Annotated in this window: 15 protein-coding genes and 1 other RNA gene; 13 read left to right on the forward strand and 3 right to left on the reverse strand. The window is 43.8% G+C overall.

Annotated features, from left to right (window positions below; translation table 11 throughout):
* Positions 1–75 precede the first annotated feature (75 nt).
* Positions 76–990 carry an alpha/beta fold hydrolase gene (locus tag ACFOGI_RS13940; RefSeq protein WP_390273789.1) on the reverse strand — a complete coding sequence of 305 codons (915 nt, stop codon included), beginning with the start codon at positions 988–990 and terminating at the stop codon, positions 76–78.
* A gap of 212 nt (positions 991–1,202) precedes the next feature.
* On the opposite strand from ACFOGI_RS13940, the gene secG reads away from it, so the two are divergent.
* The 7 genes from secG to ACFOGI_RS13975 all read left to right on the forward strand — a co-directional run bounded on the left by secG (position 1,203) and on the right by ACFOGI_RS13975 (position 7,714).
* A complete protein-coding gene (secG, locus tag ACFOGI_RS13945; protein ID WP_390273791.1) occupies positions 1,203–1,433 on the forward strand; it encodes a preprotein translocase subunit SecG in 231 nt (76 codons plus the stop codon).
* A gap of 115 nt (positions 1,434–1,548) precedes the next feature.
* Positions 1,549–2,295 carry an alpha/beta hydrolase gene (locus tag ACFOGI_RS13950; protein ID WP_390273793.1) on the forward strand — a complete coding sequence of 249 codons (747 nt, stop codon included), beginning with the start codon at positions 1,549–1,551 and terminating at the stop codon, positions 2,293–2,295.
* A 49-nt stretch (positions 2,296–2,344) separates the two neighbouring features.
* Positions 2,345–4,543 (forward strand): ribonuclease R, encoded by a 2,199-nt coding sequence (gene rnr / locus ACFOGI_RS13955; protein ID WP_390273796.1) that lies wholly within the window; start codon positions 2,345–2,347, stop codon positions 4,541–4,543.
* A gap of 216 nt (positions 4,544–4,759) precedes the next feature.
* Complete coding sequence (gene zupT, locus ACFOGI_RS13960; protein ID WP_390273798.1) at positions 4,760–5,566, forward strand: zinc transporter ZupT; 807 nt, start codon at positions 4,760–4,762, stop codon at positions 5,564–5,566.
* Between the two features lie 77 nt (positions 5,567–5,643).
* Positions 5,644–6,108, forward strand: a complete 465-nt coding sequence (smpB, locus tag ACFOGI_RS13965) for an SsrA-binding protein SmpB (RefSeq protein ID WP_390273800.1) — start codon at positions 5,644–5,646, stop codon at positions 6,106–6,108.
* A 118-nt stretch (positions 6,109–6,226) separates the two neighbouring features.
* Positions 6,227–6,593, forward strand: a transfer-messenger RNA (tmRNA) gene (gene ssrA / locus ACFOGI_RS13970).
* Positions 6,594–6,772: 179 nt separating this feature from the next.
* On the forward strand, positions 6,773–7,714 hold the full coding sequence (locus ACFOGI_RS13975) for a ketopantoate reductase family protein (RefSeq protein ID WP_390273803.1): 942 nt from the start codon (positions 6,773–6,775) through the stop codon (positions 7,712–7,714).
* Positions 7,715–7,747: 33 nt separating this feature from the next.
* Here ACFOGI_RS13975 and trhA read toward each other — a convergent pair whose 3' ends face one another.
* Positions 7,748–8,395 carry a PAQR family membrane homeostasis protein TrhA gene (gene trhA, locus ACFOGI_RS13980; RefSeq protein ID WP_390273805.1) on the reverse strand — a complete coding sequence of 216 codons (648 nt, stop codon included), beginning with the start codon at positions 8,393–8,395 and terminating at the stop codon, positions 7,748–7,750.
* Positions 8,396–8,605: 210 nt separating this feature from the next.
* Between trhA and ACFOGI_RS13985 the strand changes: the two genes are divergently transcribed.
* From ACFOGI_RS13985 to ACFOGI_RS13995, 3 genes are all read left to right on the forward strand, one after another.
* Positions 8,606–9,184, forward strand: a complete 579-nt coding sequence (locus tag ACFOGI_RS13985; RefSeq protein ID WP_390273807.1) for a DUF1836 domain-containing protein — start codon at positions 8,606–8,608, stop codon at positions 9,182–9,184.
* Between the two features lie 61 nt (positions 9,185–9,245).
* Positions 9,246–10,301: a M42 family metallopeptidase gene (locus tag ACFOGI_RS13990; protein WP_390273810.1), complete on the forward strand. Its 1,056-nt coding sequence runs from the start codon at positions 9,246–9,248 to the stop codon at positions 10,299–10,301.
* 54 nt (positions 10,302–10,355) lie between these two features.
* On the forward strand, positions 10,356–11,351 hold the full coding sequence (locus ACFOGI_RS13995; RefSeq protein ID WP_390273813.1) for an LLM class flavin-dependent oxidoreductase: 996 nt from the start codon (positions 10,356–10,358) through the stop codon (positions 11,349–11,351).
* A gap of 103 nt (positions 11,352–11,454) precedes the next feature.
* Here the strand turns inward: ACFOGI_RS13995 and ACFOGI_RS14000 are convergent, their stop codons facing one another.
* The gene (locus tag ACFOGI_RS14000) at positions 11,455–12,519 is read right to left on the reverse strand and encodes an aromatic acid exporter family protein (protein ID WP_390273815.1); all 1,065 of its coding nucleotides are present in this window, start codon (positions 12,517–12,519) and stop codon (positions 11,455–11,457) included.
* Positions 12,520–12,847: 328 nt separating this feature from the next.
* Here ACFOGI_RS14000 and aceB point away from each other — a divergent pair, with 328 nt between their 5' ends.
* From aceB to ACFOGI_RS14015, 3 genes are all read left to right on the forward strand, one after another.
* Positions 12,848–14,446, forward strand: coding sequence for a malate synthase A (gene aceB / locus ACFOGI_RS14005; protein WP_390273818.1), 1,599 nt, complete (start codon positions 12,848–12,850; stop codon positions 14,444–14,446).
* A complete protein-coding gene (gene aceA, locus ACFOGI_RS14010) occupies positions 14,446–15,723 on the forward strand; it encodes an isocitrate lyase (RefSeq protein WP_390273820.1) in 1,278 nt (425 codons plus the stop codon). Before aceB ends, aceA begins: the two co-directional genes overlap by 1 nt.
* Before the next feature lie 314 nt (positions 15,724–16,037).
* A complete protein-coding gene (locus ACFOGI_RS14015) occupies positions 16,038–17,177 on the forward strand; it encodes a C40 family peptidase (RefSeq protein ID WP_390273822.1) in 1,140 nt (379 codons plus the stop codon).
* Positions 17,178–17,192 lie beyond the last annotated feature (15 nt).

A 17,192-nucleotide genomic window follows, 5' to 3' on the forward strand; every position in this document is an offset into this window, starting at 1 on the left:
AAATTCTTGGCCTCGAAAAGAAGGCATTCGGAAAACAATCGATCGTTTTCACCAGACGGCCGTCCTTGTGTGCTTTCACGTCAAACGGTTATTGATCCAGGCATGGAGTACTTCAAATACTTCTTCTCTATTTAGCTCATGGAGGATTTCATGCCTATCTTCATCAAACAGCATGGTTATAATATCCTGAACTCCAGCTCTTTCATAAAGGTGGGCAGCTCTCCAGATGCCTTTTTCATAGCTTCCGACAGGATCCTGTCCACCGCTGATGAACAAGAGGGAGAGATCACTTCTGACGGATTTGATCAGTTTTCTGTCATGAATGCCGCTTAATCCGCTCATCAAATCATAAAAAAACCTGCCGGTGGGGATGAAGTCTGTATACGGGTCATCAAGAAAGGCTTGTACTTCTTTCGAGTCAGAACTGAGCCAATCGAATCTGGTCGCATGATTGGCAATCCGGCGGTTGTTGGATCCAAAAGCAATTTCATGCATCAACTTGGATTCCTTTTGGGCCGGAAGCAAAAAAGAAAGGCCCCTGCCCAGCAGAGATACGAAACGGGGATAATACCCCGTACCCATCATGACTGCACCATTCAGATCATTGTTTCCGTTCTGTATGTAGTTTCTGGCAAGGAATGAGCCCATGCTGTGACCTAGCAGGAACATAGGGGCCTGAGGGTATTCTTTTCTGATTTCATCTGTGACTTCCTTGAGGTCCTGTGTTACTCTGTTGAACCCATCCCTTTCCGCGAAATAGCCATACCTGCCTTGCTTTACTGCCGTTTTCCCATGGCCACGGTGGTCATTGCCATAGACGAAGATGTCCCTTTCCAACAGGTATTCTGCAAACTCACGATAGCGGTTGATATGTTCAACCATGCCATGGGCGATCTGGACTATTGCCTTAGGTTTGGTTTCCGGACGGTACCATTTCCTAACATACACTTCTGCTCCATCACTCATTTGCTGCCAAAGTTCTTTCTCCATCTGTTGATCACCTGTTTCTCCTGTATTTATCCCTATCATAAATCGTAATGGACGGTCCGTCCATTTGTACGGGCAAATAAGCTTGCTTGTTTCCCGTTCATTATGCTAAAGTGGGTAATAAAGTACAGCCTTTCCGGCTGATGGCGCGAACCCCTTGAGAGGGGATGCAGATGGGCGCATATGCTTTTCAAGATCAAGGGGGATTTACGCAAATGGCAGCTACTATAAACATATTATTGATCGCCGATGCAATTATTATGGTTATTCTGATTCTCTTGCAGTCAGGTAAAAGTGCCGGTTTATCCGGAGCGATTTCTGGTGGAGCCGAGCAGCTGTTCGGAAAGCAGAAAGCACGTGGGATCGATTATGTTCTCCATCGCGGGACAATTGTAACAGGTATCATATTCTTCCTGTTAGCTTTCCTCAGTGGATACGTTATATAATGGCACCCGACCCTTATCACTTATGTGATAAGGGTTTTTTGCTCTTTTGATGTGATACAGTATACATAAAAGGGTAAAGTAGATAACAGGAATAGTTGAAGGAGATGTAGTCGAAATGAAAGTAGTTCAACCAAAACCATTTACCTTTGAGGCAGGCCCGAGAGCAGTACTGCTTCTTCACGGTTTTACCGGGCATACGGCTGATGTCCGGATGCTTGGGCGATATTTAGAAAAGAAAGGTTACACCAGCCATGCTCCAATATACCGTGGACATGGTCTGCCGCCGGAGGATTTGGTCGAAACTAATGCAGAACAATGGTGGGAAGATGTTAAAAATGCCTACAAGCACCTGCAGGAATTAGGATACGAAGAAATAGCCGTAGCCGGGTTATCACTTGGTGGTGTATTGGGACTGAAACTAGCTTATTCCGAGAAAGTCAAGGCAGTCATTCCGATGTGCTCACCGATGTTTTTTGACAACTCGACGCAGCTGACCAAGGGATTCGAGTTGTTTTCGAAAGAATACAAGCAACTGGAAGGGAAAGATAAGGAGACGGTTGATCAAGAGATAGAACGCCTGATAGATCGCTCTGGTGAAGTATTCAGCCATTTAGAAAACTCTATCAATGAGGTGCGTGAGGAAATAGATACCATCTATGCACCTGCGTTTGTGGTTCAGGCACGTAAGGATGAAATGATCAACACGGAAAGTGCGAATTATATCTATGACCAGATAGAATCGGACAAAAAAGATTTGAAATGGTATGAAGAATCTGGTCACGTAATCACCATGGGCAAAGAAAAAGAGCAGCTTCATGAGGATATCTATGAATTTCTTGAGTCTTTGGAATGGAAAAAATGACTAAATAACTCAAAAACAGGAAAAGATAGGAAGGAAGAAGGTGATGTAATTGAAAGAAAAAATACTAAATTATTTTAAAGAATCCGGCACAAAGCCATTGGCAGTGGATGAAATTGAAGAATCCCTCGAGCTGGAAGATGCCGTGGAGTTCAAAGAACTCGTCAAAGCATTGAATGAACTGGAAGAAGAGGGCGAATTGGTACGTACCAGGAAGAACCGGTTCGGTCTACCGGAAAAGATGAATTTGATTCGTGGAAGAGTACAGATGCATGCGAAAGGTTTCGCATTCCTGATTCCAGATGATGAAGAGAAAAGGGATGTCTATATTCATAGCTCGGATCTCTCGTCTGCCATGAATAATGACCGTGTCCTTGTCCGGCTGGAAAAAACAGAAGAAGACGGAAATCGGCCGGAGGGTGTAGTAATCCGAATCCTTGAACGTGCGGTCATCCAGGTCGTGGGTACCTATGAAGATAACCGTTCTTTCGGATTTGTCATTGCTGATGACAAGCGTATCCCAAACGATATCTTCATCCCGAAAAACAGTACCAATGGAGCGGTGAGCGGCCATAAAGTCATTGCCCGTATCACCAAGTATCCGGAAGGGCGCAAAAGTGCAGAGGGAGAAATCTTTCATATTCTCGGCCATAAAAATGACCCGGGTATCGATATTGTCTCTATCATCCATAAACACGGGATCACGGTGGACTTTCCTGATGAAGTGCTGGAACAAGCAGCAAATACTCCTGAGACTATTTCTGAAGAGGAAATGGAAAATCGGAAAGATCTGCGGAATGAAACCATTGTCACGATCGACGGAGCTGACGCCAAAGACCTTGATGATGCGGTAACCGTTAAAAAACTCGATAATGGCAATTATAAGCTCGGTGTGTATATTGCAGATGTCAGCTACTATGTGGAACAGGATTCCCCTATTGACCAGGAAGCATATGAACGTGGGACAAGTGTGTATTTGGTAGACCGGGTGATACCGATGATTCCCCATCGTTTATCGAATGGAATCTGCTCGCTGAATCCGCAAGTGGACCGCCTTACCCTAGGGTGTGAGATGGAGATTAATACAGCTGGGGAAGTGGTCGATCATGAAATCTTCCAGAGTGTCATTAAAACGACCGAACGCATGACCTATACGGATGTGAATAAAATCCTGGTTGATAAAGATGAAGAATTACGGAAGAAATACGAACCACTGGTACCAATGTTCGAGCAGATGGAAAAGCTCGCGAAAATCCTGAATGGGAAACGAATGGGCAGAGGTGCTATTGATTTCGACTTTAAAGAAGCACAAGTACTAGTAGATGACAAGGGCAAAGCAGAGGATGTAGTGCTGCGTGAAAGATCCGTAGGTGAACGGCTCATCGAAGAATTTATGCTGGCAGCCAATGAAACAGTGGCTGAACATTTCCACTGGATGGACGTGCCGTTCATCCACCGTATTCACGAAGATCCTGACCAAGGGAAACTGGAAAGGTTCTTCGAGTTTCTCGCGGGGTTAGGAATCACGGTCAAAGGAACAGCGAACGAAGTCCACCCACAGGCGCTTCAAAAAGTGATTGACGAGGTTCAGGGTCGTCCTGAAGAGATGATTGTGAATAAATTGATGCTGCGATCTATGCAGCAGGCTAAATATGATCCCAGAAGTGTCGGACACTTCGGATTGGCAACTGAATTCTACACCCATTTTACTTCACCAATCAGAAGATACCCGGACCTGATTGTCCATCGGTTGATCCGTACCTATCTACTCGAGAAAAAGCTGGATAAGAAAACCACTCAGCAATGGAAAGAGAAGATGCCGGAAATCGCTCGGCACACTTCTGAACGGGAACGAGCAGCGGTTGATGCGGAAAGAGAGACCGATGATCTCAAGAAGGCAGAATATATGCAGGATAAAATCGGTGAAGAGTTTATGGGCATCATCAGTTCCGTCACCAGTTTCGGCCTATTTGTGGAACTGGAGAACACGGTGGAGGGCCTCATTCATGTCAGCTATCTGACCGATGATTACTATCACTTTGATGATAAGGCCCATGCATTGATTGGTGAACGGACTGCTAATATGTACCGGGTCGGCGATGAAGTGGAAATCAAGGTAGCGAATGTTAATCTGGATGAGCGGGCTGTTGATTTCGAATTGGTGAACGCGCCCCAGCCTAAAAAGAAGAAAAAGAAAATAAAGGCCAATCCGGAAAACAATCGAAAGAAGAAAAAACGTAAAAGAAAGTAAAAACAAAGGATGGACCTGAAAAAGGTTCATCCTTTTCTTTCACCTGTTATAGGCTGATGCATATATATATTGAGAATCTCCACGAAAAAGTTTCCTCAAGGAAATAATATTGTTGACAGGGAAGAACCAGGAGAGTAAACTACATGTTGGATAGGTCGGAACATGAGGTACTCCTCCCGCAGTGGAGAAATGATACAGGGAAAAGAGGGAACATCAGTGGATAACTTGTTACTGGCATTCTTATTTACACTCTTCGCCGGTCTTGCAACTGGTATCGGAAGCGTTTTGGCGTTCTTTACGAAGACGACGAATACAAAGTTTTTATCCTTCGCCCTTGGTCTATCGGCGGGGGTAATGATTTACGTATCCATGGTAGATATATTCTTTAAGGCGCAGGACGCTTTGATTGCTGATGTTGGTGACCCCTTGGGAAAGTGGTTGACGGTGGGCTCCTTCTTCGCGGGGATAAGTTTGATTGCCTTAATTGACAGGTTCATTCCCATGGATTCCAACCCCCACGAAGTGAAGAAGATTGAAGATATGAAACAGCCCGGCACTGCCATCCAAGACCCGGCATTAATGAAAATGGGCGTATTTACAGCAATGGCGATTGGCATCCATAATTTCCCTGAGGGGATTGCTACATTCATCTCCACCTTGCAGGATCCAACCATTGGCTTGGCAATTGCCATTGCGGTAGCCATTCATAATATCCCCGAGGGCATTGCAGTATCTGTCCCAGTTTATTATGCAACCAACGATAAGAAAAAAGCGTTTAAACTTTCGTTTTTCTCGGGTATAGCTGAACCAGCAGGGGCTCTCGTGGCTTTTTTTATTCTGATGCCTTTTCTCACAGAAATGATGTTTGGCATTATTTTTGCCATGGTAGCGGGAATCATGATTTTTATTTCATTGGATGAATTGCTGCCAGCCGCCAAAAGATATGATGAAACACATGTATCCATCTACGGAGTCATTACTGGGATGGCCGTGATGGCGGTAAGCCTTCTGCTTCTAGGCTAGAGTCCAGGCTATATTATTGGAATAAGCAAAAGTATCTGGTAAAATGGAGGTCCATGCAAGTAGTAGGAGGAACCAGTATGCCAAAGGGTCAAGGAAAAACCATTGCACAAAACAAAAAAGCAAACCATGATTTTTTTATAGAAGATACACTGGAAGCGGGAATCGTCCTCCAGGGAACGGAAATAAAATCCATTCGCGCAGGAAGAGTGAACATTAAGGATTCCCACGCACGAATCGTCAAAGGGGAAGTCCAGCTGATCAATCTTCACATTGCTGAATACGAACAGGGAAACCGATTCAATCACGACCCTACCCGCACGAGAAAGCTTCTCTTGCATCGTAAGCAGATTGATAAGTTGGTAGGGCTCATCCAACAGCAGGGTTATGCGCTTGTCCCTTTGAAAATTTATATTAAGAACGGGTATGCCAAAGTCCTTCTTGGACTCGGAAAAGGAAAGAAAAAGTACGACAAGCGGGAAGATCTGAAACGAAAACAGATGAAACGGGACGCTGACCGGGCAATAAAAGAGCAGACGCGCTGATCCGCTTCCCCTGCTCATCCCCCTTGATTTTACTTGGAAATATGATATAATAACTATTGTAACGCTAAGAGATCAAATGAATGCTCGATATACTTTCCCGAGCGCTTCTCATTTTCATGGGGACGTTACGGATTCGACAGGGGTAGATTGAGCCCAGGTTGCACGTCGAGGTTACGACTCGTAAAACGTTATCGCCTAAATATAACTGGCAAAGAAAACAACACACCTGCTTTAGCAGCTGCCTAAGCACTGACTAAAGCGATCCTTCCTGCCATCGCCCGTGTGGCAGATTGAAGGGTCTTATATGAAGCGGGCTATACCATCATCCCCCGTCTGAGGATGACGGTTGAAATGAATCAGACTAGCTTCCCTGAAAGCCTGTTGGTAGGCTGAAGGGATAGTGAATGACAATATGCCAACTATGCGTGTAGAGGCCTGGGTGCCAATACCTCTGGACGTGGGTTCGATTCCCACCGTCTCCACCAATACATAAATTGGTGGTTTTTTTATGCTCTTTTTGCTTTCAGAAATAGGTAGTCCCCTGGCAATCATCCCCATTTTACTCCCCTGCAGGTTAACGTAAATGGATTCCTTGATTATTATATTTTTAGAATCTTATGTTAAAATAGGAGATAACAAATGTTGGGGGAAGTGAGACAGGCATATGAAAAAAATTAAAACAGTTACGTTAGTTGGCCTGGGGGCTATCGGAGCAGCCTATGGCAGCAGGCTTCAACAATTTCTTGGTGAGTCCTTCAAGGTAGTTGCCGATACAGAACGGGTGAAAAGATACACAGAGCAGGGGATCCGTGTGAACGGAGAGGAAGTACCCTTTCGTTACATATCTTCCACGGAACCCGCTGAACCGGCAGATCTAGTTATTTTTGCGGTGAAAAACGCTGAGCTTCCGCAAGCGATTGAAAATGCCAGGAATCACATAGGAGAGAATACGATCATCCTATCCCTCTTGAACGGCGTGTCCAGTGAAGAGGAGATCCGAAGAGCCACCGGGAACGCGCATATTCTTTACAGTATGTGTGTGGAGATTGCGGCTGTACGCGACGGGCAGAACATCCATTATCACAGCATAGGCCGTATTTGTTTTGGAGACAAGGAGCAATATGGAACAAAGGACGAAGAAGCGGTACGGAGTTTGTTTGAGGATGCAGGCATTCCATATGAAATCCCACAAGATATCATGCATACAATATGGGCAAAGTTTATGTTCAATGTGGGTATCAATCAGACGTCAGCTGTGCTGAAAGCCCGCTACCATGTCTTTCAACAACTGAAGGATGCTCATGAATGGGTAGAATCGGCGATGTATGAAGTGGTCAAGGTCGCAGAAAGAGAAGGAATCCATTTAACGGAGAAAGATGTGCATTCCTATCGTCCTATTTTACATAATCTATCTCCCGATGGACAGACCTCGATGCTTCAGGATGTTGTTGCTAAAAGGAAAACAGAAGTTGAATATTTTGCGGGCAAAGTATGTGAACTAGGAAAGAAACATGGCATTCCAACTCCGGTAAATGAACAACTCTATAAAATTATCCGGATTATGGAGCAGTCATACTATATCCATAGTCCGGAGCGGTCCAACTGACGACAGAGGCGCACAGCTAATTGCTGCGCGCTTTTATAATACAAACCAATAGATACAGATAAAATGAAACAGGCTGCCGAACAGGATGAATACATGGAAGATTTCATGGAACCCCATATGCTTAAATGACAGGAAGTTTGGCTTTAGCCAGTAAATTAATGCACCTACGGTATAGAAAACTCCTCCAAGAAACAAAGTCAACATTCCAGCACTCCCTAATACAGGAGCTAAAGAGGAACTGAAGAAGACAACGATCCATCCCAATATGACATAAAGAGCAGTAGACAGCCATCTTGGTGAATGAAACCAAGTGAGTTTAAATAGTACCCCGAGCAATGCCAGCGTGCTAACCACTAAAAATAGTACCCATCCAACTGTTCCTTCCATGACAATCAGACAAAAGGGTGTATAAGTTCCTGCAATGAGCACATAGATCATGGAGTGGTCGATTTTTCGTAAGAACTGAATGATGTTGTCCTTCGCTATGACGCTGTGGTAGGTAGCTGATGCAGCGTATAGCAGGATCATACTGATACCGAAAATGACAACAGATGTTACCGCAATAGCTGATTCCGAATTGCCAGCAGCTTTATCGATTAAAAAAAACAGACCTATTGCTGCAAAAATTGCACCAAATAAATGGGTTAGTGCGTTGACCGGTTCGCGGAAAGACAGTTTCAAATAAACCACACCTTTTAATATAGTTTTTAATACTACATGGAAGTATATACGTATATCTCTATCTAGTCAAACTTTTACTAATAAGGTATATATCCTTTATAATGAAACAAGGCTGCTTTCTAGAGGGCCATTTCGCTGTCACGGGTGACGTTCTGCCTGGCTGGATGCGAAAGAGACTTAGAATTATTATATAAATGAGGGATAGGATGAATGGATAATCATAAAGAATTGATCAACCGCCTCCATTTGGATAGCAGATTGAAATTGGAAGACATCCCGGATTTGGATTTATACATGGACCAGGTCATTCAGTTGTTTGAAAATAAATTCTCTGCATCTAAACGGAGGGAAGATGAGAAGGTATTGACAAAAACAATGATCAACAATTATGCGAAAGGTAAGCTGTTTTTTCCGGTAGAGAATAAAAAGTACTCCAAAGAGCATTTGATCATGATCAGTTTGATCTACCAGATGAAAGGAGCGCTCAGTATAAGCGATGTACAGTTGACCTTGGAAAGACTCAATCAGAAGATAACAGGAGAAGAGTTTGACATAAAGCCGGTGTATGAAAGTGTGCTGAAACTTTCCAAGGCAAATGCTGCCCGGATGAATAATTTGATGGCAGACCATTTACAAGAAGTAGACACAGAGGTAGAGCAGTTGAATGACCCAGAGAAAGATTACCTGGAAAAGCTTCTGCTAATTGAAACATTTACCGAAATGAGTAATCTGTACCGTAAAAGTGCGGAAAAGCTGGTAGATGACCTGATGGATGGGAAAGAAGAATGAGATTGAGTAAAGAATGAATTGAGTAATAAAGGAAAATCATATAGGGAAGGTGAAAGATAAAATGGTTGGATATCCCAATACGAAAGAAACAAAGGAACTAATCAAGAGACTGGTATCTATTCCAAGTCCGACAGGAAATACAACAGAAGTAGTCAAGTTTGTTGAACGGCAATTGAAAGATTTAAAGGTTGATACGAAACGAACCAAGAAGGGAGGCCTGGTGGCAACTCTACCAGGCAAGAATGACACAGAGCATCGCATGTTGACTGCCCATGTTGATACACTTGGAGCCATGGTGAAAGAAGTGAAAGATAACGGCAGGTTGCGCCTCGATCTTATCGGTGGTTTCCGTTACAACTCCATTGAAGGGGAGTATTGTGAAATCCAAACAACCAGTGGAGAGGTATACTCGGGTACCATTTTGATGCATCAAACTTCCGTTCATGTCTATAAAGATGCAGGAGACGCTAAAAGGAATCAGGAAAATATGGAGGTACGCGTTGATGCCAAAGTGGAAACTGCAGAAGAAGTACGCCAATTAGGCATAGAGGTGGGAGACTTTGTATCGTTCAATCCTAGAGTCCAGCTGACAGAACATGGATTCATCAAATCAAGGCATCTGGATGATAAGGCCAGTGTAGCTATTCTGCTGCAGCTGATCAAGCGGATAAAAGAAGAAGATCTCTCTCTTCCATATACGACACATTTCCTTATCTCCAATAATGAAGAAATCGGTTATGGGGGCAATTCGAATATCCCAACGGAAACAGTAGAATACTTGGCAGTCGATATGGGGGCTATAGGGGATGGACAGTCTACAAATGAATACACAGTGTCCATATGCGTGAAGGATGCAAGTGGTCCATATCATTATCAGTTGCGGAAACATTTGACAGAACTGGCGGAGAACAACAATATTGATTATAAGTTGGATATCTATCCCTATTATGGGTCTGATGCATCTGCAGCAATAGGCTCAGGTCATGATATTATCCATGGGTTGATTGGCCCAGGAATTGATTCTTCCCATGCTTGTGAAAGGACCCATGAATCTTCACTCCTTCATACGGAAGAACTCCTGTACCATTATATCCAATCGTCACTTGTTCCATATTAAGGACAGTAAACATAACAATAGTAAGTTGAATCAATCTAGAAAGTAGGTAGTGTTATGAGATTAAGCATACTGGATCAATGCCCCATTTCCTCTGGGTCCAATGCTAAAGAAGCACTGAATGAATCAATCCGCCTGGCGGAACGGGCAGATGAGCTTGGTTATACGCGGTACTGGATCGCTGAGCATCACGACCTGCCTGGACTGGCATGTCCTGCTCCTGATCTCATGCTCAGCGCTATTGGCCGTTCAACGGATTCCATCCGTCTGGGCTCTGGAGCCGTCCTTCTCCCTCACTACAAGCCTTATAACATCGCTGAAAGGTATAATATGCTCGCTGCTCTGTTCCCGGGAAGGATAGACTTGGGGATAGGGAGAGCACCCGGCGGCTCAGCAGAAGTTACAATGGCATTGTCGGATAACTTTCTTGAGGAAGTGAGGAAAATGCCGGGTAAGCTGGATGAACTGTTGTCATTCTTCGGGGAAGGATTTCCCGAAGATCATATGTTTTCCAAAATCACTCCTCGACCGCTGCCTGATCAGCAACCGATACCCTGGTTGCTCGGAACCAGCGAAAAAAGTGCGATTCTGGCAGCTGAAAAAGGAATGCCATATGCCTTTGGCCATTTTATGACAGATCAGGACGGGCCCGGTATCATGCGGAAGTACAAGGAAAGTTCCTCGAGCGAAACAATCACCGCTGTATCGGTAATTTGTGCGGAGACCATGATAGAAGCAGAAAAATTGGCCTGGAGCAATGTCATCTGGAAATTGAAGCAAGACCAAGGTGAATCGGAAAGCGGTGTACCATCCCTACAGGAAGTGGAAAACTATCCGCTTTCAGAAGAAGAGAAACAAAAAGCAAATAATATGTTGAATAGTATTATCGTTGGGGATCCACCTACTGTAAAAGAGAAGCTGATAGAACTTGGGCAACAATATGATGCAGAGGAGTTCATGATGCTCACCATCACCCACAGCTATGAGGCGCGGCTGCGATCCTATGAACTGCTTGCCGAAGAATTCGGCTTAGTTACATCAAGCAATCTCTGACCATAAGCGCCACAGATAATGCCCCAAATTGGGCATACTGATCACCATGAAACGAAACGGCCTGCATCACTAGTGATGTAGGCCGTTTCGCACTGCATGTACTTTATGAGAGGCTATCTTTTTTGACTTGTTGAGCAGGATTCTCTTTGTTTGGGGAGCCTCGATAGAATTCTGAAGCAAGCTCATAAATGGTCAGCAATTCGTAAAGGATAATCAGCTCGGGTGGGAATTTTGTCGGATGTTCTTTATTGTTTTTGGTCAGTTCTTCGTTATCTTCCCAAAAAAGCTCGGTAAGAAGATTCATCTCCTTTTCATATTTACTTATATCAAAGTGTGTTCCTCTCTGCATGACGTTCGCCAGCTCTTTCACGGCATGTAGAATAATCTCTTTTTCCTCTTTCGACCATTTATGGATGATCAATGGTGTATTGATGATGTTGTTCATATGGTAATGGATCATCCGCAATTGCAGCAATTGATTCTGAGCATGGTCGAATTCCGTCTGTTCATTGCCAGCAAGAGGATGAAACTTTGCCTCTTCTTTCTGGAAACGTATCAGTGTCTCTGTTCTCCTAATTTCATTTGTCACCTGTGCTGCCAAATTCCTCTCCGCAGTAACTTGATCCATCTTCCCATTCAGAATATCCCCAAATACTTTCTCAATTACACTGCCTGTACGCATGCTCATACTTTGAATATGGTTGGCAATGTCTTCTCTGTAGTCCGGGGGAAGAACGAAAAAGTTGACTATCGTAGAGATAAGAAGCCCGACAGTTGTCGTACCAAGCCGGATGAAGAAGGAAACCAGGTAATTGGTATGAATCACTTCAACCATGGCTACAGCTGTAAGGGTTGCAACGAGAAGCCCCGCATGCAGTTTTAAACGGACACAAGTGGCAATGGTAAGCACAGCAGCCAGTGTATAAGTCAAAGGAGAGTCACCCAGAAGTGAAATGAACAATACTGCATATGCCGATCCAATGGCTGATGCCGGAAAACGTACAATCCCTTTCTTTATAGAATCCGATACGGTCGGTTCAATGGTAACAATTGCTGTAATCACAGCAAATACAGGAGGCCAGCCTAATTGATCGCAAATAAGTGCAGTAAAAAAGATGGCTACCCCAGTCTTTATGATCCTGGTTCCAATGAATGGAAACTTTTTCATGTTTATTCACCCTCTTAACAGATCATCTTTCTATCATATCATTTTAAATTTTTTTTGGAAAAAGGGTTGCAATTTTCTGAAGGAGCAAGTAGACTGTATTATAACAAATAAATAAATATTCAAACTGTTATACAATAAGGAGGAGTTAAAATGATCCGTAATGAAAAAGCAAGTTGTCCAGAATGTGGTACAGGTATTCAACCTGAAAGTTACACATTGGAGTGCGACTATTGCCTATCCAAAAAAGAGGATTAATTTTTTTGGCAACACTGTTATACAACAATAATAAAAATAGTCTTTTGTAATAGTACAAAGGGAGGGTCTGACATTGATCATTAATACAGCGGAAAGAACGGAAAGCGAGAGGAAGTATGAAAATATCTTGACGCCGGAAGCGATGGAATTTCTCGAGAGACTCCATAATGAATTCAACATGCGTCGGAAAGAGCTTTTAAAGCAGAGAGAGGAGGTTCAACAACAGTTTGACCAAGGGGGAAAGCCTGATTTTCTAGAAGAGACGAAATGGATTAGGGAAGGAAAATGGGAGATCGATCAACTGCCAAAAGATTTACAGGATAGGCGGGTGGAAATTACCGGTCCAGTTGACCGAAAGATGGTAATCAATGCGATGAATTCTGGGGCGAAGTGTTATATGGCAGATTTTGAGGATGCGACATCACCTACTTGGGAAAATGTGATGGATGGTCAAATCAATCTTAGGGATGCTATTCGACGGGAGATTGATTTTGAAGGGACCACTGGTAAGAAATACAGTTTGAATGAAGAAACTGCAGTTCTGATTGTCCGTCCGAGGGGGTGGCATCTTGAAGAAGAGCATATTCAGTTTGAAGGGGAACCTGCATCGGGCAGCCTGGTAGATTTTGGCCTTTATTTTTTTCATAACGCAAAGGAGCTGCTAAGCAGGGGAACAGGTCCATACTTCTATCTTCCCAAATTGGAAAGTCATCTGGAAGCGAGACTGTGGAACCAGATTTTCATCTTTGCACAGAATGAACTGGGAATCCCTCAAGGAACCATCAAGGCAACCGTATTGATTGAGACGATAACGGCATCCTTCGAGATGGATGAAATATTATATGAACTAAGGGAGCATTCCGCCGGTTTGAACTGTGGAAGATGGGATTATATTTTCAGTTATCTAAAAAAATTCAAAGCTGATCCGGCTATACTTTTACCAGACCGTTCACAGGTAACGATGGAGGTTCCATTCATGCGAGCGTATTCCCTGCTTGCCATCAAGACCTGTCATCGAAGAAATGCTCCAGCCATTGGAGGGATGGCTGCTCAAATTCCAGTAAAAAATGATGAAGAGAAGAACAAGGAGGCCTTCCAAAAGGTACAGGCTGACAAAGAAAGAGAGGTAAGAGACGGCCATGATGGCACATGGGTAGCACACCCAGGGATGGTCAATTTTGTAAAAGAAATATTTAATGAAGGAATGCCCCAACCGAACCAAATCAGCAAGAAGTTGGAAGATGTGCAGGTAGAGAAAGAAAATCTTCTTGAGGTACCGGAAGGGAGCATCACAGAAAATGGGCTCCGGACGAATATCAATGTAGGAATACAGTACATTGCTGCCTGGTTTTCTGGAAGAGGAGCGGCACCGATCAATCATTTGATGGAAGATGCCGCTACAGCGGAAATTTCCAGAGCACAAATATGGCAGTGGATCCGCCACCCTCAGGCAGTATTACAGGATGGCAGGGAAGTCACATATACATTGGTTGAGCAAATTAAAAAAGAGGAATTGGGAAAACTTAGAAATCAAGTCGGTGAAGAGGCTTTTATGGAGGGGAATTACGAAAGGGCAGCAGAACTTTTCAGTCAGTTGATCCAGCAGGAGACATTTGAAGAATTTTTGACACTGCCGGCATACAGCCAATTAATTGAAGGGGGAAATCAATAATGACCAATAACCGTGTAGAGAATTTGAAAAGAGAATGGGAAAGCAAAATGCGCTGGGTAGGAATCGATCGTCCTTACACAGCAGAGGAAGTCATCCGCCTGCGAGGATCTATTGATATTGAATATACATTGGCAACAAGAGGGGCAGAAAAGTTATGGGATCTAATACACACAGAAGATTATGTCAATGCACTGGGAGCACTGACTGGAAACCAAGCTGTACAGCAAGTGAAAGCAGGGTTGAAGGCAATCTACTTGAGTGGCTGGCAGGTGGCTGCAGATGCGAATTTGTCCGGCCATATGTATCCTGACCAAAGCTTATATCCGGCAAACAGTGTACCAAGTGTCGTCAAGCGCATCAATCAAGCATTGCAGCGGGCCGATCAGATTCACTATTCTGAGGGAGACGAAGAGATTGATTGGTTTGCCCCCATCGTGGCTGATGCGGAAGCCGGATTTGGCGGTCAGTTGAACGTGTTTGAATTGATGAAAGGGATGATTGAAGCAGGCGCTGCTGCTGTCCATTTTGAAGACCAATTGTCTTCAGAGAAAAAGTGCGGACATTTAGGTGGTAAAGTACTGTTGCCAACCCAGACTGCTGTAAGGAATCTGATTGCAGCACGATTCGCAGCTGATGTAATGGGCACACCTACCATAATCATTGCACGGACGGATGCGAATGCAGCAGATATGATCACAAGTGATGTAGATCCATATGATGAAACTTTTATTACAGGAGAGCGGACTGCTGAAGGGTTCTTCAAGACCGAAGCTGGTATTGACCAGGCGATTTCCCGGGGCTTGGCCTATGCTCCATATGCTGACCTGATTTGGTGTGAAACATCCGAACCGAATTTGGAAGAGGCCCAAAAATTTGCCGACGCAATCAAAGAAACATATCCGAATAAACTTTTGGCTTACAACTGTTCGCCATCATTCAACTGGAAAAAGAAGCTGTCAGATGATGAAATCGCTAGTTTCCAGAAAAAACTTGGGGAAATGGGCTATAAATTCCAATTTGTCACATTGGCCGGTTTCCATGCTCTGAACCACAGTATGTTTGAGCTGGCAAGGAAGTATAAGGATGAGGGAATGGCGGCCTATTCAGAACTGCAGCAAGGTGAATTTTCCAGTGAAAAATACGGGTATTCAGCAACTAGGCACCAAAGAGAAGTAGGTACAGGCTACTTTGATGAAGTGGCACAGGTTATTTCCGGTGGAACCTCTTCCACAGGTGCTCTGAAAGGATCCACAGAAGAAGCCCAGTTCATTAAATAGTCCGTAGTTCAGGAGAGCCTGGTTCTTTGATGGATCAGGCTTTTTGTCATGGGAGAAGTCTGAATATGTCATCTATTGTAATTTGATTGTAACGAGATTTACATCGATATGTCGCATATGAAATGAAAATGTAATATTCATATCATACTGTTGTCACTTTCCTTTGATATAATACAAAATACCTAATCAAGATACATAGAAATAGAGAATAAGTTTCACATCAACTGCGTGTTTCATACCTAAGAGGATTTGAAGGTTAGACAAATAGTGAATAACAGTGGTCGGTTGTGATATAGGAAATGGGGAAATAGGAATTGAAGAAAGTTTTCATACATACGATAGCAGCGACAGTGACCGCACTTGGAAGCGTGTTCCTCCTAAATCCCGCATATGCGGAAACGGACGAAGATCAAACCCAGGATAATACAGAATTACGTACGTTAGAAGAGGAATTTGCTGAAGTAGCAAGGGAAATAGAACGACTCGAAGAAGAAACTGAAGCAACAGATCGGGCGATGGAGGAAAACAGGGAGACTTTAGAAGAGACAGAGGAAAAGATTGCCGTGTATAAAAAAGAAGTGCCTGCCTTGGAGGAAGAGATATCGGCCGTCGAGAGCTCTCTCGAAGAACGAATGGATCTCTTGAAAGAGCGGGCAGTTTCTTATCAGAAAAATGGAGGCGGCATCAGCTATATGGAAGTCTTGTTTGGTGCGGAAGATTTCGGAGACTTTCTGAACCGTATGACAGTTGTCAGTAAGATTGCAACGGCTGATGCCCAGTTGATAGAGGTACAGTATCAGGATAAGCAAGAGCTGGAAGAGAAGAAGAAAGAGGTAGAGGACAAGCTTGCTGAGCTATCTGATATGCAGATCGAGTTGAAAGGGATGCGGAAGCTGATTGATGACCAAAGGCAGGAGAATCAGCAAAAGAAAGAGAGATTGAGAGAAAAGAAATCAAGTCTTGCAATGAAGATGGAAGGCATGGACGAGTCCAGTTTTGAAGCTGATGGAGAATTAGCAGAGGATGAACAGCTGGTCACATTGAGTGAGAAAAACAAGAGTGATGCAAATGGATCAGTTTCAAATGAGAAAGGCATCGACAAAGTAATTCGTGCCGGGTATCCGCATATCGGAACTCCATATGTGTGGGGAGGAAAAGGACCAAGCGGATTCGATTGCTCCGGCTTTATTTCATGGGCATTTGCACAAGGAGGTTATTCTCTTCCATCGCATACTACAGCCTTGGCCAAGGAGGGATCAAAAGTTTCCTATAATAATATCGAACAGGGTGATTTGGTATTCTTTGATACTTATAAGAAAGACGGGCATGTCGGTATCTATGTAGGAGATGGCAGCTTTATCGGTGCCCAAAATTCCACGGGCCTTGCAGTTGCCGACATGACCAGCGGTTATTGGAAGGAGCACTTCAATGGCCACGTCAGACGTGTCCATTGATTGGCGCATTTGTAA

The organism is Virgibacillus xinjiangensis, assembly GCF_042643145.1.
GTDB classification, from domain to species: domain Bacteria; phylum Bacillota; class Bacilli; order Bacillales; family Amphibacillaceae; genus Virgibacillus_O; species Virgibacillus_O xinjiangensis.

Coding starts and splice junctions, on each gene's coding strand:
- ACFOGI_RS14000 (WP_390273815.1), bottom strand. CDS start 12,519: ATGAAAAAGTTTCCATTCATTGGAACCAGGATCATAAAGACTGGGGTA.
- ACFOGI_RS13940 (WP_390273789.1), bottom strand. CDS start 990: ATGGAGAAAGAACTTTGGCAGCAAATGAGTGATGGAGCAGAAGTGTAT.
- secG (WP_390273791.1), top strand. CDS start 1,203: ATGGCAGCTACTATAAACATATTATTGATCGCCGATGCAATTATTATG.
- ACFOGI_RS13990 (WP_390273810.1), top strand. CDS start 9,246: ATGGTTGGATATCCCAATACGAAAGAAACAAAGGAACTAATCAAGAGA.
- ACFOGI_RS13950 (WP_390273793.1), top strand. CDS start 1,549: ATGAAAGTAGTTCAACCAAAACCATTTACCTTTGAGGCAGGCCCGAGA.
- ACFOGI_RS13975 (WP_390273803.1), top strand. CDS start 6,773: ATGAAAAAAATTAAAACAGTTACGTTAGTTGGCCTGGGGGCTATCGGA.
- aceA (WP_390273820.1), top strand. CDS start 14,446: ATGACCAATAACCGTGTAGAGAATTTGAAAAGAGAATGGGAAAGCAAA.
- ACFOGI_RS13995 (WP_390273813.1), top strand. CDS start 10,356: ATGAGATTAAGCATACTGGATCAATGCCCCATTTCCTCTGGGTCCAAT.
- ACFOGI_RS13985 (WP_390273807.1), top strand. CDS start 8,606: ATGGATAATCATAAAGAATTGATCAACCGCCTCCATTTGGATAGCAGA.
- smpB (WP_390273800.1), top strand. CDS start 5,644: ATGCCAAAGGGTCAAGGAAAAACCATTGCACAAAACAAAAAAGCAAAC.